Consider the following 25,849-nt stretch of genomic DNA (forward strand, 5'->3'; position numbering starts at 1 on the left):
GAAAATTTAATCTAACTCAAACAAAAAAACATGCCAGCAATGGCATGTTTCCTTTGGTTAGACTTCCATAATAATTGGTAAAATCATTGGTCTGCGTTTTGTCTTTTCGAACAAATAACGACTTAGTCCTTCACGTACATTACTCTTAAGCGAAGACCACTCGTTAACATTTTCTGTTACACACCTTTTTAAAATGTCACTAACGAGCTCATTTGAATCTTCGAGTAACTTTTCAGATTCACGCACATAAACAAATCCTCTTGAAATGATATTTGGACCTGAGACAATTGATCCATTTTGTTTATTTAATGTTACGACAACCACTAAAATTCCGTCTTTTGAGAGTAATCTTCGGTCACGTAATACAATGTTTCCAACATCACCAATACCTAAACCATCTATTAAGACATTTCCTGAAGGAACCTTCCCCCCACGACGACCTTGTCCATTTGCAAACTCAATAACTTCACCCTTATCAACAAGGAAAATACGTTCTTCTTTCACCCCAACGTCAATAGCTAAATCTCGATGAGCATGCTGCATTCGAAACTCACCATGAATCGGAATAAAATATTTCGGTTTCATGAGGTTTAACATCAATTTAAGCTCTTCTTGACTACCATGACCAGAAGCATGTACATTAGCTCGACCATAGACAACCTCAGCACCTATTCGATGAAGACGGTCTATAATTGCTGAGACAGGGCGCTCATTTCCTGGTATAGCAGAAGCTGCGATAATAATCGTATCTTCTTCTGTAATCGTGATTTGACGGTGTGCCCCTTTAGCCATACGAGTTAAAGCGGACATTGATTCACCTTGGCTTCCAGTCGTTAAGATGACTAGTTGATTGTTTTTATATTTCCCTATTTCGTCCATCTCAATTATTAACCCATCTGGACTTTTTAAATAGCCTAATTTACTTGCAATTGTTAGAACTCGAACCATACTCTTTCCAACTACAACTAACTTTCGATTCGATCTTTCAGCTGCTTGAATTACCTGCTGAATTCTGTGGACGTTTGATGCAAAAGTTGTAACGATAATCCGTCCCTCTGTTTTTTGAAACACATCCATAATCCCTTGACCCACATGGGTTTCTGAAAGGGTGGTACCAGGACGCTCAGCATTTGTACTATCAGATAACAAACACAAGACTCCTCGATGTCCGATAGAAGCCATTTTTCCGATATCTGCTTGTTTACCGTCAACTGGTGTTTGGTCAAATTTAAAATCACCTGTATGAACAACTGCTCCCTGAGATGTGTCAATACAAACACCAACCGAATCAGGAATACTATGATTGGTTCGGAAAAATGAAACATTCGTAGAGCCAATTTTGATACGAGAATTCGCATCAATCAGCTTCAACGTCGTCGAGCGGATTAATCCTGCTTCTTTTAACTTTTCTTCCACTAAGCCAAGGGTTAACTTCGTACCATATACCGGTACATTTATTTTCTTAAGAACATAAGACAAACCACCAATATGGTCTTCGTGACCATGTGTTAAAATAATACCTTTTACCCGGTCCTGGTGTTCTACAAGATATGATACGTCTGGAATAACGATATCAATACCAAGCATATCATCATCTGGGAACATTAATCCGGAGTCTACGACTAATATATCCTCATCTACCTCTATAACATACATATTTTTGCCAATTTCTCCGACTCCACCTAATGCAAAAACACGAACTTTTTCATTTTGTTGCTTTGACAATGGACGTTCCTCCTATTTTTCTACTATATATCTGTTATATTCCGTGCGAAACTCTACGTTTTCTCTCGTTAATGAAAAACGCATCTACTTTCAATATCATCCTTGGCCAGATGGTTTTAAAAGGTAATTGGTAACAGCGTAACCTCCATGAGACTACGTATAACAACCCGAACGAATCAACTGAAACAAGTATACCTTATAGTTGAAATGAAACACAAGACTCAACTTCCTTAATTGCACGTTAATCACAATTTTCTCCAATAACGAATTCTATATTTTTATTGGTAAATCACGACTTTCCAATAAATAATTATTTTAGTAGTATAGAAAAAAACAGCCAATCTGAAATAGATTGACTGCTATATATGATACATTATTTGTTCGATTTGTTTTTTTTCTGAAGTGGTTAATGGTAGCAGAGGCATCCGTACTTCACCCACGTCAATTCCCTTTAAAACAGATAAAGCATACTTTACACAAGTGGGATTAGGGGCTAAGAAGACACCTTTCATAAGTGGTAAGAGTTGACGATGTGTAGCAGCTGCCTTTTTTACGTCACCTTTTAAAAATAATTGAATCATCTCTTGCATTTCTTTACCAATAATATGGGATGCAACCGACACTACACCACAAGAACCTATAGCCATCGAAGGTAACGTTAAGGAATCATCACCACTATACACATAAAAGTCATCTGCTGTCTTTTGAATAATGGTAGCCATCTGTTCTAAATCGCCACTTGCTTCTTTTAAAGCAACGATATTTGGAACTTTCGATAACTCAACGACCGTTTCAGCCGTCATATTTACCATTGTCCGACCTGGCACATTGTAAAGCATAACAGGCAAAGTCGTTGAAGCAGCGACTTCTTTCATATGCGCAATCATACCACTTTGAGAAGGTTTGTTATAATATGGAGCAACAACCATGATACCATCTACACCAAGGCTTGTAGCTTTTTTAGTTAAGTTAGTTGAGGCTAATGTATTATTACTTCCTGTTCCAGCAATAACAGCTACTCGATTATTAACATAGTTCGTTACAAACTGAAAGAATTCAAGCTTTTCTTTCGTTGAAAGAGTTGGCGATTCCCCTGTAGTCCCAGCAATCACAAGTGAATCACTCCCATTTGCTATGAGATAATCGATAAGATGTTTCGTTTTTTCCTTGTCGATGTTCCCTCTCGCGTCAAACGGAGTGACCATCGCCGTACAAATGTGGCCGAATTCCATAACAGCTCAACTCCTTACGAGGGTTTACGATCTGCTTCATGGTGATTATTTCCTACCTCTTCAAGTCGAAACATTTGATGGAGTGCATTTACAGCTTTCCTCATATCTGCTTCCTTAACTAAAACCCAGATGGTCGTATGGGAATCAGCAGATTGCAGGATTTGTATATTATTTTTTGCTAAAGCTCCAACAATCTGAGCCGTTACACCTGGAACACCAGCCATCCCAGCTCCTACTGCAGATACTTTTGCACAATGTCTCTGCACTTTAGGAGAAAAACCCATCTCTTCTAAAACGTGAATAGCCCTGTCTGCTACTTCATCAAGCACAGTGTAAACGACACCTGTTAGATTTATATTAATAAAGTCTACGCTTATGTTCTCGGCAGCCATGGCTTTGAATACTTTTTCCTGAAGATCATACTGCCCCTCTTTGGCAAGCACTTTAATCTGCGTTACGTTTGCCAAATGTGCAATTCCTGTGATTAGACGATTTTGAACATCACGTGCTTTTTTTTCAGGAAGAAATGATGTTATGAGAGTACCTTTTTTTTCGGAATTTGTTGAGCGAATGCGTATTGGAATTTTAGATTCCATTGCAATCTCTACCGCACGAGGATGTACAACCTTTGCCCCTTGGTATGCCATATTTGAAACTTCCGTGTAGGTCATTGTTTCAAGTGGTTGCGCATCAGATACGATTCTTGGATCGGCAGTCATTACGCCTTCAACATCAGTGAATATATCAACCCATTTTGCATCGACGGCTGCTCCTAATGCTGTAGCTGAGGTATCACTACCTCCTCGACCAAGTGTTGTGGTCTCTCCTGCAATTGTTTGACCTTGAAACCCTGAGACGACAAGTACATCTTGCTTCTCCAATCGTTTCTTGAGATGATCACACCTCATCTCCAAAATTTTTGCATTTGTAAATTCATTATTTGTTACAAAACCGGCTTGAGCTCCAGTTAAAGCTGAAGCCGACAAACCCATTTCATTAAGAAGTTCTGAAAAAATAACAGAGGAGATAATTTCACCACAAGAAACGAGGAGATCTTGTTCACGTTTGGAAATACGCTGACAATCTACCAAGCCAAGTAATGTATCTGTCGCATAAGGATCCGGACTTCGCCCTATAGCAGATACGACCACAATGACTTTATAACCATCCCGAACGGCATTAAAAACATGCTGTGCTGCTTTTTTGCGAACATCTTCGTTTTTAACCGACGTACCACCAAATTTCTGAACAATGATTTTCATAGGCCACCTTCTTTAATTTACTTAAGAAGATTTAGCTTTACAAGACTTTCAGCAATTTGCACTGAATTCCATGCTGCTCCCTTTAATAAGTTGTCAGAGACAATCCACATATGATAGCCATTATCACGATTTAAATCGTGACGAACCCGACCAACAAACACATCATTTTTCCCAACGCACTCTGCTGCCATAGGATAAATTTGGTTTTCTGGATCGTCCTGTAACGTAATACCTGGAGATGCGGCAAGTAATTCTTTAACTTCTGCTACAGAAGCACCGCCTTTTTCGGTTTCAATATAAACAGATTCGGAGTGCCCTGTTTCAACAGGTAGACGTACACAAGTCGCTGCTACTTCTAAATCTCCCATATTCATAATTTTTTTCGTTTCATTAATCATTTTCATTTCTTCAAATGTATAACCATTATCTTGGAACAAATCGATTTGTGGAATGGCATTAAATGCAATTTGGTAATGTTTTTTGTCAGATCCACATGGAAGAATCTCGGCCTTTACTTCGGCACCATCAAGTATCGCTTTGGTTTGGTCTTTCATTTCGTTAATAGCATTAAGTCCTGCACCAGAAACAGCTTGATACGTAGAGACAATGACTTTCTTTAAACCGTATTGTTGACGAAGTGGCTCAAGTGCTACAACCATTTGGATCGTTGAGCAGTTCGGGTTGGCAATAATACCATTGTGACTGTGAAGAGCGGCTTCATTCACTTCTGGCACAACGAGTGGAACATTGGGGTCCATTCGAAAAGCACTTGTATTATCAACACAAATGGCACCACGCTTCACCGCTTCAGGAGCTAATGCCTTAGAAACAGATCCTCCTGCACTAAACAATGCAACTTGAACTCCTTCAAACGCTTCAGGTGTAGCCTCTTCTACAGTATATTCTTTTCCTTTAAATGTAATCGTCTTCCCCGCAGAACGCTTCGACGATAGTAATTTTAAGCTCGCAATTGGAAAATCACGTTCCTCTAATGTTTTTAGCATTTGCTGACCTACTGCACCGGTTGCTCCGACTACAGCTACATGATAATTCGTTGACATGATTCGTTCTCCCTTCATACATTCACAAGTTTTATAGCATCACAAGGATGATTACACGATTATAGCATAAAATCTCTTAATTCTTCGTGAGAATCCTCTATTGCTCTATTAAACTTTAAGGGAAAAGTTATTTTTATGCAACTGCACCAAAGCGTTAATCTTTGAATTTTTCAATGAGTACGGGCTGAAATTGCTTCCCAGCTATCGCAGACTCAACGGTATCGACTAATGCTCCCATTCTAGCAACAAGTGAGTTTGGTTTCTTAACAGGATCATCCTGACCAAATGGAATGAAATAAATATTTTTCGTTGCCATTAACTTCATAATGTTCATACCATTTAAACCAAGGGCGTCGTTTGTTGAAATTCCTAAAACGACAGGATTCCCACTACGAAGCGTTGCTTTTGCCCCCATTAAAACTGGTGAATCAGTTAGTGCATTAGCTAATTTGCTTGTAGAATTCCCAGTAATCGGAGCAATCAGCATACAATCTAATGGTGTTTTAGGTCCAAATGGCTCTGCTTTCACGATTGAGTCAACAATAGGCTCTGGTGTGATTTCTTGTATCTTCTTTAACCAATCCGCGCTGTCACCAAATTTTGTGTCCGTTGATTGGACAGTATATGAAACAAAGGGGGTAACCTTAGCCCCTAAATCCACAAGTTTTTTCATTTCAGGAAGCACTGCATCATACGTACAATGTGACCCTGATAAACCAAACCCAATATGTTTTCCTTTTAAAGACATACATACTCCTCCTTATTTAGTCTTATTCAGCTACTAGCAATGTCGCCAAGACGTTCGCTAGAATCTGACCCGCCGTTTTAGGCGCAACAATACCAGGTAGGCCTGGGGCAAGTAAAGCTTTCATCCCGCGTTTTTCAGAGTAACGAAAGTCTGTTCCACCTGGTTTAGAGGCTAAATCAATTATAAGAGTGTGCATAGGCATTTCTGCTAACACTTTTGAAGTAACAATAAGAGCTGGAATTGTATTAATACATATATCTACTTCGCGCATTTCTTCGATTATATTAGCGGTATGAAATGACTTCATCCCCATCTCTGTGATACGAGCTAAATGTTGAGATTCTCGTGCACCTACTTTGACGTTTGCGCCAAGTGCAGCAAACGACCTTGCAACGGTCATTCCTACTCTACCTAAGCCAAGAACTACTACATTTGCACTATGAATTGTAATATCAGTATTCTGTATGGCCATCATTACAGCACCCTCAGCTGTCGGTATTGAGTTATAAATAGCTATATCATCACGTTCCATTAATTTAACTAATTTTCGATTGGCATTCGTCGTTAACTGATCTAACGTCTCATTGCTAATACCCGAATAAACGACACAATGATCTGGTGTTCTTTTTAATTGTTCTAGTTCTAGCTGAAGTGTTTCATTTGAAAAAATTGAATCTATTTCACCATCTTGATTCATCCCGCTAATTGGTAATAAAACTGCATCCACGGTGCTCCACTCAATTTCATTCATTGTTTGCTTGGATGCCCCAATAAAGCCGTCGTCTAGTTGCTCAAAACCAACTAGCGAAATTTTTGCATCCAGTGTGGAAAGCTTACGAATAATTTCAAGTTGTCTTGCATCGCCTCCAATAATGACGATGTGTTTGTCTGTTAACATGGCGTTCTTTCCCCTTTCTTTTCAATCGCTTCCCTATGACAGGGTGGAGGGATGAACAATAACGATTCACGATAGCATATGATGAGAACCTATAATAGGTGAATTCTTTACCACGTTTTTAAAAATAAAAGGGTGCCCTACTGGTTGAAATCAACCTTTAGGAACACCCTTGAACAATTATATTTTCTATTTAAATTTCATAGTCTTCGTCAAATTCCCCTTGTCTTGATTTATCCAATGCCTTCTTGTAACCATATTTTTTGAAGCCGATTTAAGGTAGTTTTCTTATTCAGAATAGCCAATGTCGATAATAATCATATCTTGACCAATTTTTTTGATTTGATCCCAGTATACGGTTACCTCTTTTTCCTTTTTCCCAAATCCGAACCATTTCATTGTTGGAATCATAAACGCCTCAATTTCACCAGTTTCTTCGTTAATTAATAAATCAGTTTGACCTAATATCCCTAACCGTTCACCCTTTTGAAAGTCAATAATTTCTTTATTACTTATTTCACTTAATCGCATCTTTACCACTCCTTTTAACCTTATTTTTATGAGTGTATGAGTTCACATAATAAAAAAGACCAGCCCATCAAGAAGGCTAGTCAACGATCTATTTTAAGATTAAAGGAACCTCTCCCGTTGAGTTAATTAACGAAACAGCTGGTTGTTCTAATAGAATGCTTTGCGCTAACTGATTAACATCCGCCAACGTTACTGAATTTATTTCTTCAACAATATCATCTAATGTTCGGTGTTTTTTAAGTAAAAGCTCATTTTTACCATTTCGGCTCATGCGGCTGTTTGTGCTTTCGAGACTAAGCATTAGATTCCCTTTAAGTTGTTCTTTTCCATTTCCTAATTCCTTCTCGTTCATCCCATTATCCGCTAAATATTTAGTCGTTTCTTGAACCGCCAAAAGCAATTCATCGAGTTGCTGGTGAGCGGTTCCAGCGTAGATAGTTAACATACCACTATCTTGATAGGAGGAATGATAAGAGAAGACAGAATAGCATAATCCACGCTTTTCCCTTATCTCTTGAAACAACCTACTACTCATACTGCCTCCAAGCAAATTATTTAACAAAACCAGTGCATAGATATTTTCATCTCCCACCGCAAGACCAGGATATCCTAGACAGACGTGTGCTTGTTCCGTTTCTTTTTTTCTGACTACCTTATTGGATAAAAATGGTGGGACTGACATATTAAAAGAGTGTGTGGTCGGCTTAACCTTGGAGAAAATCTCCTTCACTTCTTCAATTAACTCATTCGTTATATTTCCAGCAATGGAAATAACAACGTAATCGCCTGTATAATATCGATCCATATAGCTTCTTAATGAATCCCCATTGAAAGGAGTTAATGTTTCAATGGTTCCAAGTATCGGCAATCCCAATGAATGTTTGCCATATGTAGCCTCACTTAATAAGTCATGAACAATATCATCTGGAGTATCATCGACCATTTTAATTTCTTCAAACACTACATTTTTTTCTTTTGCTAGTTCAGCCTCATCGAATACAGAATTAAAGAACATATCCTGTAAAACATCCACAGCATACGTCGCGTGTTGGTCAAGCACCTTCGCATAATAGCATGTATATTCCTTTGACGTAAACGCATTTACTTGCCCACCAATACGGTCAAATGACTCCGCAATTTCTGCTGCTGAACGCGTTTTTGTTCCTTTAAAAAACATATGCTCTAAAAAGTGTGAAATTCCATTTTCATTTGTTTCTTCAAACCTTGACCCCGTACCAACCCAAATTCCAATTGAAGCAGAACGTACAGTTGGAATCGATTCAGTCATAATTCTGACTCCATTAGCTAATTCAATTTTTTGTATCAAATTCTATCCTCCTATTCTTGTCTTCACTTACACTCTGATTCACCCTAGATTCGGATAGTAAGCTTCCTACTGGTCCAATTAATAGACCTTTTTCTTTTATACCTTTGATTAAGTTCTCAAGACCTTGTGCTGTCGGTTTCGTCGGATGCATTAAAATCATCGCCCCCGGATGTACTTTTGATAGCACACGTTGAACCATTTCATCTGAATTAGGCTTACGCCAATCAACAGTGTCCACAGACCATAACACGGTTTTCATTCCAAGCGTGTTTGCTCTATCGACAACAACTTGATTAAAACTGCCACTTGGAGGAGCAAACCATTCGGGTGTTACATCCAATGTCGCTTTAATGACATCATTTGTTTTTTTTAGCTCTTCATCAATTCTTGTTGTAGTTAACGTTTTCATATCTGGATGAGAGTATGCATGATTTCCAATTTCATGACCTTCTTCTATAATCATCGATGCTAAGGATGGATTCTTTTTCACCCAAGATCCATCTAAGAAAAATGTTGTTTTCACGTCTTGATTATTCAACACTTTTAACATTTCAGGTAAAAATTCATTTCCCCATGCAACATTCACAAGTAGGCTAACCATTGGTTTTGCTTCATTCCCCTTATAAATCGGAGACGACGGTAAATCATTTAACATTATATTTGGTTTTACCTCTTTAAAAACAAGTCGTTTCTCATCAAAAGAGCCAAGCTTCTTCATCTTAACATAGGATTCTTCTACGTCAACAACCAGACCATTATAACCTGGTACAGCCTTCCACACCTGATCAATTCTGGCATCTATTGCTTCGTAAGTGTATTCATTTGCTCTAAATTTGATTTCTTCATAAAGCGAATTATTTTCTCCACTTACCATAATACTATCCTGTTTTAGGCTATCTATGTATTGAATGGTAAACGGATTTTGCACCGCACCAAATGTAACAATGACAATACAAAAAAACACACATGCTTGAACGATGAGTTTCTTCAAGACAGTCCCCCCTCTACTTAGTCCAATCCTATGCAAAACATGGACAGGTTAGAACCGAGGTGGTGAAGGGAGTGATAGATAAAAAAAGAGACTGGCAACAAACCCAGTCTCACTAATTTATTGCTGCTCTTGTCGTTCTTTTTCTTCTTTTAAGATGATTTTGCGAGAAAGATTTACTCTTCCCTGATTATCAATTTCCGTAACACGGACTAATAATTCATCACCAATTTTTAAGATATCCTCAACTTTATTTACGCGCTCTTCCGCAAGCTGAGATATATGAACAAGACCATCTTTGCCTTTAAATAACTCCACAAACGCACCAAATTTTTCAATTCGTTTTACTTTTCCAAGGTACGTTTGTCCAACTTCAACCTCACGGATGATGTCTTCAATAATTGACCGAGCTTGCTCATTCATTTTTGCTTCAACTGAAGAAATGTAGACCGTTCCGTCCTGCTCAATGTCAATTTTAACACCAGTTTCTTCAATGATTTTATTAATCATTTTTCCACTTGGTCCAATAACATCACGGATTTTATCCGGATTAATCTTCATTGTCATGATTTTTGGTGCGTAAGCAGAAAGTTCACTTCGATATTCATTAATTGAAGAAAGCATATTTTCCAAAATGTGGATACGTCCACGTTTAGCTTGAGCTAACGCTTCTTCTAAAATTTCACGATTAATTCCTGAGATTTTAATATCCATTTGTAAAGCGGTAATACCTTCTTTTGTTCCCGCTACTTTAAAATCCATATCTCCTAAAGCATCTTCCATACCTTGAATATCGGTTAACACTGTAACGTGTTCTCCCTGTTTTACAAGTCCCATCGCAATACCTGCAACTGGTGCTTTAATAGGTACCCCAGCATCCATCATCGCAAGTGTACTTGCACAAATACTCGCCTGTGATGTTGAACCATTTGATTCAAGTACTTCTGATACAAGGCGAATTGTATAAGGGAAGTCATTTTCATTCGGAATGACTGGTTCAAGTGCTCTTTCACCTAAAGCGCCATGTCCTATTTCGCGGCGACCTGGCCCACGAATAGGTCCAGTTTCACCAACACTAAATTGTGGGAAATTATAATGGTGCATAAAGCGTTTAGATTCTTCGATACCAAGACCATCCAAGATTTGTACATCACCAAGTGCTCCTAGAGTACAAATACTAAGGGCTTGTGTTTGTCCTCTTGTAAAAAGCCCTGACCCGTGGGTACGAGGTAGCAATGTAACTTGAGAAGAGAGTGCACGGATTTCATCCACGCCACGGCCATCCGGACGGATTTTCTCAACTGTAATCAGACGGCGAACCTCTTCTTTAACAATTTTTTGTAGCGTCTCTTTCACATCACCAATTTTGATGTCTTCTCGCTCTTCAAACTGAGCAATAATCTGTTGTTTTATTTCATCAATTGCTTCTTGACGTGCGTGCTTTTCTTGAACTTGAACAGCCGTTTTTAAATCTGTTTCAGCTATGCCACGGATTTCAGCCTCTAATTCAGGATCCACTTGCTTTAAAGTAATATCTTTCTTTGCTTTACCAACTGCTTTGGCGACATCTTCTTGGAATGCAATTAATCGTTTAATCTCATCATGTCCAAACATAATCGCTTCAAGCATAACTTCTTCTGGTACTTCATTTGCTCCAGCTTCTACCATGTTAATGGCATCCTTTGTTCCAGCCACAACAAGGTTAATATCACTTTGATCAAGCTGCTCAGTTGTTGGGTTAATAATAAATTCATTATCTTTACGCCCAACCGTTACACCTGCAATCGGTCCATCAAACGGGACATCTGAGATGCAAAGAGCTAAGGAAGAACCTAACATTGCCGCCATTTCCGAAGAACAGTTCTGATCAACACTCATGACAATACTAATCACCTGAACTTCGTTGCGAAAACCATCAGGAAAAAGTGGTCTGATTGGTCGGTCAATAAGACGACTAGCTAAAATAGCTTTTTCACTTGGACGACCTTCACGCTTGATAAAACCACCAGGAATTTTCCCAGCTGCGTATAATCTCTCTTCATAATTAACCGTAAGAGGGAAAAAGTTTAAATCTTTTGGTTCCTTTGAAGCTGTCGCTGAAGACAATACAGCTGTATCACCATATCTTACAAGTACAGCACCATTGGCTTGCTTTGCTAGTTGACCTGTTTCTACCGTCAATTTCCGGCCAGCCCAGTCCATTGAAAACACTTGTTTTTCTTGTTCCATACGCGTACTCCTCTCGTACACAAAATTATTCACTAATTTTTATTATTGCCTATCTATACGAAAAATAAAAGAAAAACTCGCTAAAATTGTCTAGAAGAAAGAGGGAAATTTTCCCTCAATTTTTAACCTAAGAAAAAAGCGGGAGTTCTCCCGCTTTCATCAACAATTATCGGCGTAAGCCAAGCTTGTCAACAAGATTACGATAACGAGTAACATCCTTGTTACGAAGGTATGTTAACAGGTTACGACGTTGACCTACCATTTTTAAAAGACCACGACGTGAGTGATGATCCTTCTTATGAGTACGTAAGTGCTCATTTAATGTGTTAATTTGTTCTGTAAGGATAGCGACTTGAACTTCTGGAGAACCAGTGTCCGTGTCATGCGTTTTGAACTCAGCAATAAGCTCATTTTTACGTTCTTGTGTTAATGCCATCCCATTCACCTCCTTTTCAAAATCTCCAATTCCCTAGCAAACGTCGGTGATTCGAACTGCCAAGAAACGGATTCGTACATAGAGTACAAGGACTACTATACATGGCTTTTAAAGAGAATGCAAGGACTCATCAACAGTTTTCTTTAAAATACTGAATAGCCTCTTCTTTATCAAGAGATATTTGCTTGACCAGATCATCAATACCCGAAAACTTCTTTTCATTTCGAATTCTTTTTTTCCAAATAATTTCAACCGTTTCTCCGTAAATGTTTTCATCAAAAGAAAAAAGATGAACTTCAATCGTCGGTAAATTCGATTGTTCATGGAACGTTGGCTTGTAACCGATATTAGAAATCCCTTGATAAACGTTCGAGCCAATTTTCATTTCTACAGCATAAACACCCAATTTTGGAACAACATAGCGGTCAACTAGTTCAATATTAGCTGTGGGAAAGCCAATTGTTCTACCACGTTTTTCACCGTCAATAACAATTCCTGTTACCCGATACTCTTCTCCTAGAAAACGAGGAATATCATCGACTCGACCTTCAGCCAATCTTTTTCGAATTTCAGTTGAACTCACCTTAAAATCGCCCTCTTTAAACTTATCCACGGTCGTTTTTGTAAATCGATTTCTTGCATGGAAAAGTAACGTCTCCATCGTCCCCTTTCCAAGCGTTCCGTACGTAAAATCAAAACCAGCGACAACATGTTTAACGTCTAAATCAATTAAATAATCGTCAACAAATTGTTGAGGGGTTAGTTTTGCAAATTCAGGTGTAAAGCGGACAACATATAAAGTATCCACGCCGAGACGTTCAATTTTTTTTATTTTATCTTGTAACGGGGTGATAAATTGCATGGGCTCATCTAAAAGACGAAGAACTTCTTTCGGATGCGGATCAAATGTCATGACCGTCAAGTCAATTTCAAACTCTTCTGCTATTTTAGAAGCAGTATTAATCACACATTTATGACCATTATGTACTCCATCAAAATAGCCAACTGCCATAACAGATGGCCTTACATGTAAAGTTGATGCTACAATTGGATGTTGCAAATAGATAATTTCCATGGTGACTCCCCTTACCAATCATTGTCCTTAAGAGGTCCAAATCATTTTTTCCGGCTTGATTAGACCTGGTTTTGTTGGGTGCTGTTGATAAATCGCTAAACAATCTCCATCCTCATTATAAATCGTAAAGCGCTTTTGTGCTAATACAAGCTCTTCAGGTAAAACTGAACCATTTTTAACCTGAATTTCTAATTCTCGGTTCACTTTACACATAGGAATATGGGAAATTGCTGTCTCTAGTGGAAACAACTCATTATAACGTTCTTCTACGTCCATCTCCTCTAACTGTTCAAGAGAAATGCATTGCTCCAGTTTGAAAGGACCAGACGCTATTCTCTGCAAGTCGGACATATGTGCTGGATACCCTAATGTTTTCCCTAAATCAACTGCAAGAGTTCTTACATACGTTCCTTTACTACAATGAACTTGAAACCTGAAAGAAGTTGTTTTCTCATGTTGAATGACATCTCCGAGTAACTTCAAAGAAAAAATCGTCACCTTACGCACGGGGCGTTCAACTTCAAGCCCTGCCCGTGCATACTCATATAATTTCTTTCCCTTTACTTTGACAGCGGAATACATAGGAGGAATTTGCTCAATTTCCCCTACAAAGGTTTGAAGTACACTCTGAATATCTTCTTGAGACCAAGCTGTCTTTACTTGTTTTTCTTCGACTATCTCACCTGAACGATCCTCTGTCGTTGTGGAAAAACCAATTGTGACTTCACCTTCATATGTCTTTGGATAATCCGACATATATTGAGCCACTTTAGTTGCCTTGCCGATACAGATTGGCAATACACCTATCACATCTGGATCTAGCGTTCCTGTATGCCCTACTTTTTTTGTTTGAAACAAACGGCGAGTTCTCACAACACAATCATGGGACGTCATACCAGCTGGCTTCATCAAGGGTAAAATACCTGAAATATTCAATCTAATCACCTCTTCATTATACAAAAGAAGGATAGGAGCATAAGCCCTCTATCCTTTTAACGTTGTTCTTTATTCAAATCACTTAATAATGTCTCAATCCGATTTCCATATTCAACAGATTGGTCCATTTCAAACATAATCTCAGGTGTTTTTCGAAGTCGAATTCTTTTGCCGATTTCAGTTCGGATAAATCCTTTTGCCTTCGAAAGACCAAGTAAGGTCGATTCTTTTTGTTCCTCACTACCTAGAACAGAAATATATACTTTCGCTTGCTGAAGGTCACCAGTAACATCAACTCCTGTAACAGTTACAAATGTCACCCGAGGATCCTTTAACTCTCGCATAATGATATCGCTAAGTTCTTTTTTCATTTGTTCCCCAACACGATGCGCACGAACGTTGCTCATAGCTGTTCACCTCAATTTTAAGTGGCTAATTAAATTCGCATTAAAGCCATTCATAGTTAGTGACCGTGCGTTCCACCTCTATCTCGCTATCAATGAGCGCTAACGCTCGTTGAAGCTCTCTTTCGCAAACGACACGGTCATTAGAAACTGTTACAATGCCAAGCTCTGCTCTTTGCCATATATCTTGAAAATCCGTCTCAGCGACTGAAATATTATACCGTTGTTTTAAGCGAGATTGTATGCTTTTTAGAACGGATCTTTTTGCCTTTAACGAATTGGTATTATAGATAAGGAGTTCACATCGAACAGAAGCTATAATCATTTTCTTTCAATTTCTTCCATAATATACGCTTCAATAATGTCGCCTTCTTTTATGTCATTATACTTCTCAAGTGTGATACCACACTCATAACCAGCAGAAACTTCTTTCGCGTCATCTTTAAATCGTTTGAGGGCATTTATAGCACCTTCATAAACAACAATTCCATCACGAATTAAACGAACCGTTGAATCACGTGAGACTTTACCCTCAGTCACATAAGACCCTGCAATGATACCAATTTTTGATACTTTAAATATTGTACGAACTTCGGCTTGACCAATAACTTTCTCCTGAAATTCAGGATCTAGCATACCCTTCATTGCAGCTTCAATTTCATCAATAGCGTTATAAATTACACGATGTAGACGAATATCAACCTTTTCTGCTTCAGCTGTACGTTTAGCATTTACATCTGGACGAACATTAAACCCTATAATAATTGCATTCGACGCAGATGCTAAAATAACATCTGATTCAGCAATTGCTCCAACCCCAACATGGATAATATTAACTTTAACTCCCTCTACTTCAATCTTCTCAAGGGAACCTTTCATCGCTTCGGCAGAACCTTGAACGTCTGCCTTGATGATGATGTTAATATCCTTAACTTCACCTTGTTGAATTTGATTAAATAGGTCATCTAGGCTAACTCTAGAGTTCTCTGAAAGGTTTGCTTCACGTTGACGAGACATTCGAGCTTCTCCGATTTGACGTGCTTTCTTCTCATCTTCAAATGCTTGGAATTGGTCACCAGCTTGAGGAACTTCATTCAACCCAGTTATTTCCACCGGAGTTGATGGCCCTACCAATTTCACACGACGACCAAGATCATTAACCATTGCACGAACACGACCAGAAGAACTACCAACAACGATCGGGTCACCAACTTTTAATGTTCCACTTTGCACAAGTAACGTCGCCACGGCGCCGCGACCTTTATCAAGCTCAGCCTCAATGACTGTACCACGAGCTAATTTATCAGGATTTGCTTTCAACTCTTCAACCTCTGAAACAAGCAAAATCATTTCTAAAAGGTCATCAATTCCTGTTCCTTCTAAAGCAGAAACATTCACAAATATTGTCTCGCCACCCCATGCCTCAGGAACAAGCTCATACTCCGTTAGCTCTTGCATCACTCGGTCTGGGTTTGCTGCTTCTTTATCAATTTTATTTACAGCAACAATAATTGGAACACCGGCTGCTTTTGCGTGACTGATTGCTTCCTTTGTTTGAGGCATAACACCATCATCTGCTGCCACAACAAGGATCGTAATATCAGTCACCTTTGCTCCACGTGCACGCATTGTTGTAAACGCAGCATGACCAGGTGTATCAAGGAATGTGATTTTCTTGCCATTTGCTTCGATTTGATAAGCACCAATATGTTGTGTAATTCCACCAGCTTCTCCTGCTGTAACTTTCGTATGTCGAATCGAATCAAGAAGTGTAGTTTTACCATGGTCAACATGCCCCATAATTGTTACAACTGGTGGGCGTTCTTGAAGGTCTTCTTCCTTATCTTCATTCACATAGTTTTCAAAGTCCATCTCGTCAATGATAATTTCTTCCTCAACTTCGACACCAAAGTCTCCAGCAATTAATTCAATTGAGTCTTTATCAAGCTCTTGGTTTATGGTAGCCATTACTCCAAGTCCCATTAGCTTTTTAATAATTTCTGATGGTTCCTTGTATAACTTTTTAGCTATTTCACCTACTGTTAATGAGCCAGAATATGTAATTTTTTCTGGCAAAGGCTTTGGCTTAACAGGCTCCCGAGTCTGCTTTCCTTGATTTCCTTGATTCCCCTGATTTCTTTGATTTCTTTGTTTACCACCACGTTGTTGCTGATTTTGAGGTTTTTTCATGTTACCACCTTGCTTTTGCTGCTGCTTGGGTTTTGAGTCTGATTTATCATTTTTCGTTACAGAGCGTTCTTCTGAGTTTGTTTTCGGCTTTTCCCCTGAGCCTTTTAACTTTTGAATCGCGTCCTCATCGATAATAGACATGTGATTTGTAACAGCCACGCCAAAACCTTTCAATTTTTCAATTACATCCTTACTTTGAACATTGTTTTCTTTTGCATATTCATATATTCGCATTTTTTTCATACACTTACCTCCACTTTCATTGGTCAATTAACGCGGTCATTTTCTTAGCAAACCCTGCATCTTTGACACCTATTACGACACGCTCTGCCTTCCCAATGGCCTGCCCTAAAGTAGCTCGGTCAGATAGAATTCGCACGGGTATACTATAATGTCCGCATTTGTCCAATACCTTTTTCTTTGTTTGTTCGGCTGCATCACTAGATAATAATACAAGCGCCAAAGAGCGCCTTCTCACATCTTTAATGACGAGCTCCTCTCCTGTAACTAACTGTCTCGCCCTTGCTGCTAAACCAAGTAACGAAATCCATTTGGGCTTTTCATTCATTGCTTCAGACCTCTTAAACGAGCCATTTCAAGATTGTCGTACAATTCTGGACTCACTTTCACTTGCAAATGCCTTGAAAGAACATCCTTTTTCTTTGCAAGTTCGAAACATTCTTGACTATTGCTTATATAGGCTCCACGACCATTCATTTTCCCAGTAGGATCAATGGCGATTTCTCCTTCAGGTGAACGAACAATCCGAATTAATTCCTGTTTTGGTCTCATTTCATTTGTAACAATACATTTTCGAAGAGGAACCTTACGTTGTTTCATATGCCCCATCTCCTTCTACTTTAATCTTGATCTTCAGTGTCAAATGAAGTTTCAACACCGACTGGTTCTAAGAAGTTTGGATTGTCTAAAAGACCAAGTTCTTCTGCCTCGGATTCGCTCTTTATATCAATTTTCCAACCAGTTAGTTTTGCTGCTAAACGAGCATTTTGTCCACGTTTACCAATGGCTAATGAAAGTTGATAATCAGGAACAATGACCTGTGTCATTTTTTCATCCTCATTAACATTGACCTTCACAACTTTAGACGGACTTAGAGCATTTGCCACATACTCGACAGGATTTTCTGACCATCTTACAATGTCAATTTTTTCACCTTTTAATTCATTTACAATCGTCTGGACTCGTTGCCCTCTTTGTCCGACACAGGCACCTACAGGATCAACTTCAGGATTTTCAGCATGTACTGCAATCTTTGAACGGTCGCCTGCCTCTCTAGAAACCGATTTAATTTCAACAGTTCCATCATAAATTTCAGGAACTTCTAATTCAAACAACCTTTTCAATAAACCAGGATGTGATCGAGAAATTAAAATTTGTGGTCCTTTTGTTGTTCTTTCAACCTTCGTAATATAAGCTTTGATGCGATCGTTATGTTTATAAGACTCATTAGGCATTTGTTCATTTAAAGGGAGCAAAGCTTCAACTTTCCCGAGGTCAACATAGATAAATCGATGGTCTTGTCGTTGAACAATACCTGTCATAATGTCTTCTTCGCGGTCAATAAAGTCAGAATAAATAATCCCTCTTTCTGCTTCACGCACACGTTGTGTCACAACTTGTTTAGCCGTTTGAGCAGCAATGCGTCCGAAATCCTTTGGAGTGACTTCGATTTCGATTATGTCATCCACTTCATAGTTTGGGTTCATATTTTTAGCTTCATCTAAGGAAGCCTCAAGTCTAGCGTCAAATACTTCTTCCACTACAGTCTTTCTTGCAAAAACCCGGATGCTCCCCGTTTCACGATTCACATCTACACGAACATTTTGTGCTTGGTTAAAATTACGTTTATATCCTGAGATAAGAGCGGCTTCAATTGCTTCAGTAATAACTTCCCTACCTATCCCTTTTTCTCTTTCTAACGTAGATAGCGCATCCATAAATTCACTATTCATGGATTTCTTTCCCCCTTTCAATATAAAGAAAATTTACAAATTCCACATTTTTATAAATACAACAAGAAATCAGGATTAGAAAATAATGGCTAATCGTGCACTTGCAACCTTATCAATAGGAATGGTAAAAACCTTTTTACGTGTTTTAATTTTCACTTCGATGCTAATAGCTTCCCCATCAAAGGATTGGAGAACCCCTTCAAATGCTTTTTCTCCATCTATTGGCTCGTATGTGGTTACATGAATGTTTCTCCCTACTGACTTCTTAAAATCTGCATCCTTTTTTAGTGGACGCTCAGCTCCTGGAGAGGAAACTTCCAAGAAATAAGCCTGTTGAATTGGGTCAAGTTTATCCATCTGCTCACTTAGTTTTTCGCTGACCTTTCCACAGTCTTCTAAGTCGACACCGGAATCAGAATCGATAAAAATTCTTAAAAACCAATTCGGTCCTTCCTTTTTAAATTCTACATCAACCAATTCCAATTCAAGCTCGTCTAGAATTGGGGTAACTATTTCAGCTGCAATCTCCGTTATCTTCTTACTCAACCTGTACCCTCCTTGCAGTTAAAGTAAAATCATATACTTTTCCGAACAGTTTATAAAATATCTCAGCGAACAACGAAAGAGTGGGTTTCCCCACTCTTTTCACGACCCTATTCTAAGTATTACCATAAATACAATATCATACTCTACATGCCTTTGCAACAGTGAGCCTACGTATACAGGGCTTTCGAGGACTGATTTAAAAAAGTGATAATTGATTTGAATCAGGCATTCCTTCTAGGCAACCATGCTCATCAAGATGCTCAAGTACAGTTTTTGTAAGCTTACTTCGTTGCTGGAGATCTTCCTTAGACAAAAACTCTCCATCTCCTCTTGCTTTAACAATATTAATAGCCGCATTTGTTCCAACACCAGTCATTGCATTAAATGGAGGCAGTAAACTTTTCCCTTCTACAATAAATTCCGTAGCACTTGAACGGTATAAATCTACTTTTTGGAGCGAGTATCCACGTTCACACATTTCGAGGGCAAGTTCCAATACGATAACTACCGCTTTTTCCTTTGGAGCTGCATCCAGCCCCTTAGCATTAATTTCCTCGATTTTTGCACGTATAGCTGCTGAGCCTTTAATCATTGTATCCAAATCAAAATCATCTGCACGAACCGTGAAATAAGAAGCATAATAAAGAATGGGGTGATGAACTTTAAAATAAGCTATCCTTACAGCCATCAATACATAGGCAGCTGCGTGAGCTTTCGGGAACATGTATTTAATTTTCATACATGACTCAATATACCAGTCGGGCACATCATACTTCTTCATCTCTTCTACCTGTTCTGGTAAAAGGCCCTTTCCCTTTCGAACACCCTCCATTATTTTGAACGCTAGAGAGGGATCAAGTCCTTTATAAATTAGATAAACCATTATGTCATCACGACAGCCGATAACATCCTTTAATTCACAAGTACCGTTGTATATTAATTCATTTGCGTTATTTAGCCACACATCCGTTCCATGTGAGAGACCCGAAATTTGGACAAGTTCCGAGAATGTGCTTGGTTTTGTTTCTTCAAGCATTTGTCGTACAAATCTTGTCCCAAATTCAGGTATTCCTAGTGTTCCTGTTTTACACATTATTTGTTCTTCAGTTACACCAAGCACATCTGGTCCACTAAATATTTTCATCACTTCCGAGTCATCAGTCGGTATAGTCTTTGGATCGATTCCGCTTAAATCCTGAAGCATCCTTATGACTGTCGGATCATCGTGACCAAGTATATCAAGCTTCAATAAGTTATCATGAATCGAATGGAAGTCAAAATGAGTCGTTTTCCATTCCGACTTCCTATCATCTGCTGGAAATTGAATCGGACAGAAATCATGAATATCCATGTAATCAGGAACAACAATAATTCCACCTGGATGTTGACCTGTTGTTCGTTTCACCCCAGTACAGCCAGAAACAAGACGATCAATTTCAGCACCACGCAAAAGTAAATCATGGTCTCCTTGAAAGCCTTTCACATAACCGTAGGCAGTTTTTTCAGCTACTGTACCAATAGTACCAGCACGGTATACATACTCTTCTCCAAATAGTTCCTTCGTATAAGAATGGGCCCTTGGTTGATATTCACCCGAAAAGTTCAAATCAATATCAGGGACTTTATCCCCCTTAAACCCTAAAAACGTCTCAAATGGAATGTCTTGGCCATCTTTAACATACGGTGTTCCACACTCTGTACACTTTTTATCAGGTAAATCAAATCCAGAACCAACTGAACCATCATCAAAAAAGTGTGAATGTTGACAACTTGGGCATACATAGTGTGGCGGGAGCGGATTAACCTCTGTAATTTCAGTCATCGTTGCAACAAAAGACGATCCTACAGACCCCCGAGAGCCAACTAGATAGCCATCAATTAGCGACTTTTTAACAAGTTTATGAGATATTAAATAAATCACGGCGAATCCATGCCCGATAATACTTTTTAGTTCTTTTTCTAATCTAGCTTCAACAAGTTCTGGTATCTCTTCACCATAGATTTTCCGGGCCATAGAATAACTCATCTGTCGAATTTCTTCATCTGCCCCTTCAATTTTAGGAGTATACAATTCATCCGGAACAGGTTGAATGTCATCAATTAAATTTGCGATTTTCTGCGGGTTATTTACCACAATCTCTTTTGCGCTGTCACCAAGGAACGAAAATGCCTCTAGCATCTCATCAGTTGTTCTGAAATGAACCTCTGGCAAAGTTTGCCTGCTTAACGGGTTAGCTCCTCCCTGAGATGCAATTAAAATTTTGCGGTAAATATAATCCTCTTCTTGCAAGTAATGAACATTCCCTGTTGCTACAACCGGTTTTTCGAGTTTCTCGCCTAACGAAACGATATTTGTAATAATTTCTTTTAGCGATTCGTCATCTTTAACAAGCTCTCTTTCAATTAAATGCTGATAGTTTGATAAAGGTTGAACTTCGAGATAGTCGTAGAACTTTGCGATTGCTTCAACTTCCTCCGGCGACTTTTGCATCATCCCTTCAAACACTTCACCTTTATCACATGCACTCCCAATCAAAAGACCTTCCCTATACTTTTGTAATTGAGAACGCGGGATTCGTGGCGTTCGAAAAAAGTGTTCAACGTGGGAGAGAGTAACAAGTTTATATAAATTTTTCAGACCTGCTTGAGTCTGAGCTAAAACTGTACAGTGCGATGGGCGTTGACGAGTAAAATTACCTTCACCCATGTGGTTGTTTAGTTCATCATGATAGTGAATATCCCGTTCGTCTACGTCCTTGACCATTTTCCAAAGTAAATATCCTGTTGCTTCGGCATCATAAATTGCACGGTGATGACTAACAAGCTCAATATCAAACTTCTTACAAAGTGTATTCAAGCGATGATTTTTCAATTCAGGGTATAAAAAGCGTCCCAGTTCTAATGTGTCAATCACCGGGTTTGGAGCCTCTGTCTGTCCAATTTTTTGATAACCTACGTTTAAAAATCCCATATCAAAACTTGCATTATGAGCGACTAGTATCGCATCTCCGACAAATGCACGAAAGTCTTTTAATACATCAACGATTTCGGGCTGGCCCTTCACCATATCATCGGTAATACCTGTAAGTTCAATAATTGTATTCGTTAGCGGTTCATGAGGATCGGCAAAAGACTCAAAGCGGTCAATAATTTCACCATCTTTTATTTTCACCGCTGCAAGCTCAATAATTTTATTATAGACAGCCGAGAGACCTGTTGTTTCAACGTCAAATACAACATATTCATCTTCAAGTAACCTTCGATGCTGATCATTATAAGCAATGGGTACCCCATCATCAACAAGATTTGCCTCTATCCCAAACAAGACTTTAATCCCGTGCTTTTTTCCAGCTGAGTAGGCTTCAGGAAAAGCTTGAACAACACCATGATCTGTTACTGCAATTGCCTGATGTCCCCATTTTGCAGCTTGCTCAACATAGCGACCAGCTGAGGTCATCCCATCCATTTGACTCATACTTGTGTGAAGGTGAAGTTCAACCCTCTTTTCATCTTCGGGAGCTTTGTCAAGACGTTCATTTGGCTTAATCTGGTTCAAATCATTTCCAATCATAACTAAATCACGAACGAAGGTATCGTTTTGAACACCACCTCGAACTTTGAGCCACATACCTTTTTTTACTGATTGCAGTAATGGAATATCCTCTTTGTCCCGTGAGAACATTTTAACAAGGATTGAATCAGTATAGTCTGTTATTTTAAAGGTTAATAATGTTCGTCCACTACGAAGCTCTCTTGTTTCCGAAAAAAACACATATCCTTGAACCGTAACGCGACGTTCCTCATCAACAATAGCTTCAATCGGCATCGGGTTATCCTTTATTTGGTAACCAAGAACGAGATTTTGCTTACTCGCATTGTCCTCCGATTGTTGCTGTTGTTTTTTCTTTTCAATAATGGCTTCTAGTACTTTCGAATGATCTTCTTGCTCTCTTTGCTCCACAAACTTTTCAAATTCTTGTTTAGACTCTTTAATATTTGCTTCAATTTGAATGGGAGGTAGGCAAAGCTTTGTCAGACTTAGTTGAAACGGTTCATGGAGCTTTCTTTTTAGCGCAACCGCCTCAGTTTCATTCCGAACATTAATATTCAATCGCTTTCCGTCTATAGTTGGTACTTGACTTTGCAATAAATCTTGTAATCCTGCAGAAATAGATTCTAGATTGGAGATAATTAATGGCCAATAATCAACCCAATCAGCTTCAGTTAATTGGACTGTATCATAGTGAAAAGTAAACTGAACCGTTGCGATATGTTTAAAACTTTGATTTAGTCGATCTGAGAAGAAATCATATACAGAAGCAGGGACTAGTTTTGGTAAAGTTATATGAAAATGCCATGTTTTATGTTCTTTTGAAATAACTAACTTCTGAATTTTTCCCTCTGAAAAATGCCTTGTTACAACCTCAGAAGGAATTTGCAGTTGCTGGAGGAGTAGCTGCAATCTCTCTTTTCTTGTCTGTTCCTCTTGAGTCATCGGTTCTCCCTCCTTACTTTTATCAGTGAAACAAAAGCGATGGTATCTCTTCAAGGAGATACCATCTTACGTGTTACAAGTGTTTAATTAGCTAGTTTTTGTAATTGGTCTTGTAGTACAGTTTCTAACTCATCAACTTGAACTTCTATCATTTCCCCAGTTTTGCGAATCTTAAGTTCAACAATTCCTTCAGCTGCTCGTTTTCCAATAGCTACACGAATAGGTAAACCGATTAAATCTGAATCTTTAAATTTCACGCCAGCTCGCTCTGGACGGTCATCAAATAAGACATCAAAGCGGCTTTTCTTTAAACTTTCATATAATGCTTCACCAAGATTTCTTTGGGTCTCATCTTTAACATTTATTGTCACTAAGTGTAAATCAAATGGTGCCACTGTTGTTGGCCAAACTAGCCCAAACTCATCATGATTCTGCTCAACGATGGCAGCGACAGTTCGTGAAACCCCGATGCCGTAGCAGCCCATAATCATCGTTTGTGACTTTCCATTCTCATCTAAAAAGTTAGCACCAAGCGCTTCGCTATACTTGGTTCCGAGTTTGAATACATGACCTACTTCGATACCTTTAGCAAATTTAACCGTCCCACGACCATCAGGAGATGGATCTCCCTCTTGTATAGTACGAAGATCAGCAAATTGTTCTATCGTGGCATCTCGTTCAAGGTTCACATACTGATAATGCATGTCTTTTTCATTTGCTCCGCAAACACCGTTTACAACAGAGGCAACAGCATTGTCAGCAACAACTTTTATATTGACATTGACAGGACCAACAAAGCCAACTTCACAATTTAAATACTCTTTGGTTTGTTCAGTTGTTGCAAACTCAACAGTTGCCTTGTCAAAAAGATTTCTTACCTTTATCTCATTCACTTCATGATCGCCACGCACCAAGACGAGGACCGGCTCTTCGTTAACAAGGTATAAAAGAGATTTAATAATTTTATCATTTGAGACATTTACAAAGGAAGAGACCTCATCAATGGTTCGAACATTGGGCGTTTCAATTTTCTCTAGTTCTTTAAGACTTTCAGATGATTTTTCATACTCTGCTAGAACAGGAGCAATCTCTGTATTTGCTGCAAAAGAAGAGGTATCAGAATAAGCAATTGTATCTTCTCCAATATCACTTAACACCATGAATTCATGTGTATCCGTCCCACCTATTGCACCAGAGTCAGCTTCAACTGCACGGAAATCAAGCTGACACCTTGTAAAAATCTTAGTATAGGCTTCATACATGGCTTCATAACTTGCATCTAGTCCTTCTTTTGAAGTATCGAAAGAATAGGCATCCTTCATGATGAATTCCCGCGATCGTAGAACTCCAAAACGAGGTCTGCGTTCATCACGATACTTTGTTTGAATTTGATATAAATTCAGAGGTAGCTTTTTATAAGATTGTACGTCGTCCCGAACTATTGTTGTAATAACTTCTTCATGGGTCGCCCCTAATACAAAATCACGTTGATGACGATCTTTAAGACGCATTAACTCAGGACCGTAATCTCCTAAACGACCTGATTCTTCCCAAAGCTCTGCTGGTTGAATGGCTGGCAGGAGCACTTCTTGTGCTCCTGCATTATCCATTTCTTCACGGACGATGTCTTCAACCTTTCGAAGTACTCTCTTTCCAAGGGGAAGATAAGAATAAACTCCTGATGCCGTTTGACGGATTAACCCAGATCTAAGCATAAGTTGATGACTTATAATTTCTGCATCTGCTGGTACATCTCTTAAAGTAGGCGATAAATACGTACGTTGTCTCATCTAAAA

The 25,849-nt window shown here is 38.8% G+C and carries 22 protein-coding genes; all 22 read right to left on the reverse strand.

All coding sequences use genetic code 11. From position 1 onward, the window contains the following. Nucleotides 1–57: 57 nt before the first annotated feature. The gene (locus CEF19_RS01435) at nucleotides 58–1,725 is read right to left on the reverse strand and encodes a ribonuclease J (protein ID WP_100404433.1); all 1,668 of its coding nucleotides are present in this window, start codon (nucleotides 1,723–1,725) and stop codon (nucleotides 58–60) included. A 359-nt stretch (nucleotides 1,726–2,084) separates the two neighbouring features. Continuing rightward, nucleotides 2,085–2,957, reverse strand: coding sequence for a 4-hydroxy-tetrahydrodipicolinate synthase (gene dapA / locus CEF19_RS01440; protein ID WP_100404434.1), 873 nt, complete (start codon nucleotides 2,955–2,957; stop codon nucleotides 2,085–2,087). A 14-nt stretch (nucleotides 2,958–2,971) separates the two neighbouring features. Further along, nucleotides 2,972–4,219: an aspartate kinase gene (gene dapG / locus CEF19_RS01445; RefSeq protein WP_100404435.1), complete on the reverse strand. Its 1,248-nt coding sequence runs from the start codon at nucleotides 4,217–4,219 to the stop codon at nucleotides 2,972–2,974. A 17-nt stretch (nucleotides 4,220–4,236) separates the two neighbouring features. Next, nucleotides 4,237–5,280: an aspartate-semialdehyde dehydrogenase gene (asd, locus tag CEF19_RS01450; protein WP_100404436.1), complete on the reverse strand. Its 1,044-nt coding sequence runs from the start codon at nucleotides 5,278–5,280 to the stop codon at nucleotides 4,237–4,239. A gap of 154 nt (nucleotides 5,281–5,434) precedes the next feature. Further along, nucleotides 5,435–6,028, reverse strand: a complete 594-nt coding sequence (gene dpaB / locus CEF19_RS01455; protein ID WP_100404437.1) for a dipicolinate synthase subunit B — start codon at nucleotides 6,026–6,028, stop codon at nucleotides 5,435–5,437. A 22-nt stretch (nucleotides 6,029–6,050) separates the two neighbouring features. Beyond that, complete coding sequence (gene dpaA / locus CEF19_RS01460) at nucleotides 6,051–6,926, reverse strand: dipicolinic acid synthetase subunit A (RefSeq protein WP_100404438.1); 876 nt, start codon at nucleotides 6,924–6,926, stop codon at nucleotides 6,051–6,053. Nucleotides 6,927–7,211: 285 nt separating this feature from the next. Next, on the reverse strand, nucleotides 7,212–7,454 hold the full coding sequence (locus tag CEF19_RS01465) for a YlmC/YmxH family sporulation protein (RefSeq protein ID WP_100404439.1): 243 nt from the start codon (nucleotides 7,452–7,454) through the stop codon (nucleotides 7,212–7,214). An 88-nt stretch (nucleotides 7,455–7,542) separates the two neighbouring features. Further along, nucleotides 7,543–8,781, reverse strand: a complete 1,239-nt coding sequence (locus CEF19_RS01470; protein ID WP_100404440.1) for a M16 family metallopeptidase — start codon at nucleotides 8,779–8,781, stop codon at nucleotides 7,543–7,545. Further along, nucleotides 8,765–9,772 (reverse strand): polysaccharide deacetylase family protein, encoded by a 1,008-nt coding sequence (locus tag CEF19_RS01475; RefSeq protein ID WP_100404441.1) that lies wholly within the window; start codon nucleotides 9,770–9,772, stop codon nucleotides 8,765–8,767. Before CEF19_RS01475 ends, CEF19_RS01470 begins: the two co-directional genes overlap by 17 nt. A 117-nt stretch (nucleotides 9,773–9,889) precedes the next feature. Next, nucleotides 9,890–11,998, reverse strand: coding sequence for a polyribonucleotide nucleotidyltransferase (pnp, locus tag CEF19_RS01480; protein WP_100404442.1), 2,109 nt, complete (start codon nucleotides 11,996–11,998; stop codon nucleotides 9,890–9,892). A 166-nt stretch (nucleotides 11,999–12,164) separates the two neighbouring features. After that, on the reverse strand, nucleotides 12,165–12,434 hold the full coding sequence (gene rpsO, locus CEF19_RS01485; protein WP_012959342.1) for a 30S ribosomal protein S15: 270 nt from the start codon (nucleotides 12,432–12,434) through the stop codon (nucleotides 12,165–12,167). A 130-nt stretch (nucleotides 12,435–12,564) separates the two neighbouring features. Beyond that, nucleotides 12,565–13,509: a bifunctional riboflavin kinase/FAD synthetase gene (ribF, locus tag CEF19_RS01490; RefSeq protein ID WP_100404443.1), complete on the reverse strand. Its 945-nt coding sequence runs from the start codon at nucleotides 13,507–13,509 to the stop codon at nucleotides 12,565–12,567. 27 nt (nucleotides 13,510–13,536) lie between these two features. Then, complete coding sequence (truB, locus tag CEF19_RS01495) at nucleotides 13,537–14,445, reverse strand: tRNA pseudouridine(55) synthase TruB (protein ID WP_319830057.1); 909 nt, start codon at nucleotides 14,443–14,445, stop codon at nucleotides 13,537–13,539. A 56-nt stretch (nucleotides 14,446–14,501) separates the two neighbouring features. Beyond that, nucleotides 14,502–14,852, reverse strand: a complete 351-nt coding sequence (gene rbfA, locus CEF19_RS01500) for a 30S ribosome-binding factor RbfA (protein ID WP_100404444.1) — start codon at nucleotides 14,850–14,852, stop codon at nucleotides 14,502–14,504. 40 nt (nucleotides 14,853–14,892) lie between these two features. Further along, entirely contained in the window at nucleotides 14,893–15,174 is a 282-nt protein-coding gene (locus tag CEF19_RS01505) for a DUF503 domain-containing protein (protein ID WP_100404445.1), read from the reverse strand. Then, the gene (gene infB / locus CEF19_RS01510) at nucleotides 15,171–17,282 is read right to left on the reverse strand and encodes a translation initiation factor IF-2 (RefSeq protein WP_100404446.1); all 2,112 of its coding nucleotides are present in this window, start codon (nucleotides 17,280–17,282) and stop codon (nucleotides 15,171–15,173) included. Before infB ends, CEF19_RS01505 begins: the two co-directional genes overlap by 4 nt. Before the next feature lie 16 nt (nucleotides 17,283–17,298). Then, a complete protein-coding gene (locus CEF19_RS01515) occupies nucleotides 17,299–17,607 on the reverse strand; it encodes a YlxQ family RNA-binding protein (protein ID WP_100404447.1) in 309 nt (102 codons plus the stop codon). Beyond that, the gene (rnpM, locus tag CEF19_RS01520) at nucleotides 17,604–17,879 is read right to left on the reverse strand and encodes an RNase P modulator RnpM (protein WP_100404448.1); all 276 of its coding nucleotides are present in this window, start codon (nucleotides 17,877–17,879) and stop codon (nucleotides 17,604–17,606) included. The genes CEF19_RS01515 and rnpM overlap by 4 nt, the downstream gene beginning before the upstream one ends. 20 nt (nucleotides 17,880–17,899) lie before the next feature. Next, nucleotides 17,900–19,012 (reverse strand): transcription termination factor NusA, encoded by a 1,113-nt coding sequence (gene nusA, locus CEF19_RS01525; protein WP_100404449.1) that lies wholly within the window; start codon nucleotides 19,010–19,012, stop codon nucleotides 17,900–17,902. Nucleotides 19,013–19,087: 75 nt separating this feature from the next. Next, nucleotides 19,088–19,558 (reverse strand): ribosome maturation factor RimP, encoded by a 471-nt coding sequence (gene rimP / locus CEF19_RS01530; protein ID WP_100404450.1) that lies wholly within the window; start codon nucleotides 19,556–19,558, stop codon nucleotides 19,088–19,090. A 196-nt stretch (nucleotides 19,559–19,754) separates the two neighbouring features. After that, nucleotides 19,755–24,053 carry a PolC-type DNA polymerase III gene (locus CEF19_RS01535; RefSeq protein WP_100404451.1) on the reverse strand — a complete coding sequence of 1,433 codons (4,299 nt, stop codon included), beginning with the start codon at nucleotides 24,051–24,053 and terminating at the stop codon, nucleotides 19,755–19,757. Nucleotides 24,054–24,136: 83 nt separating this feature from the next. Next, a complete protein-coding gene (locus CEF19_RS01540) occupies nucleotides 24,137–25,843 on the reverse strand; it encodes a proline--tRNA ligase (protein WP_100404452.1) in 1,707 nt (568 codons plus the stop codon). Nucleotides 25,844–25,849: the final 6 nt, after the last annotated feature.

This window comes from Bacillus solitudinis (genome assembly GCF_002797395.1).
GTDB classification, from domain to species: Bacteria; Bacillota; Bacilli; order Bacillales; family Bacillaceae_D; genus Halalkalibacter_A; species Halalkalibacter_A solitudinis.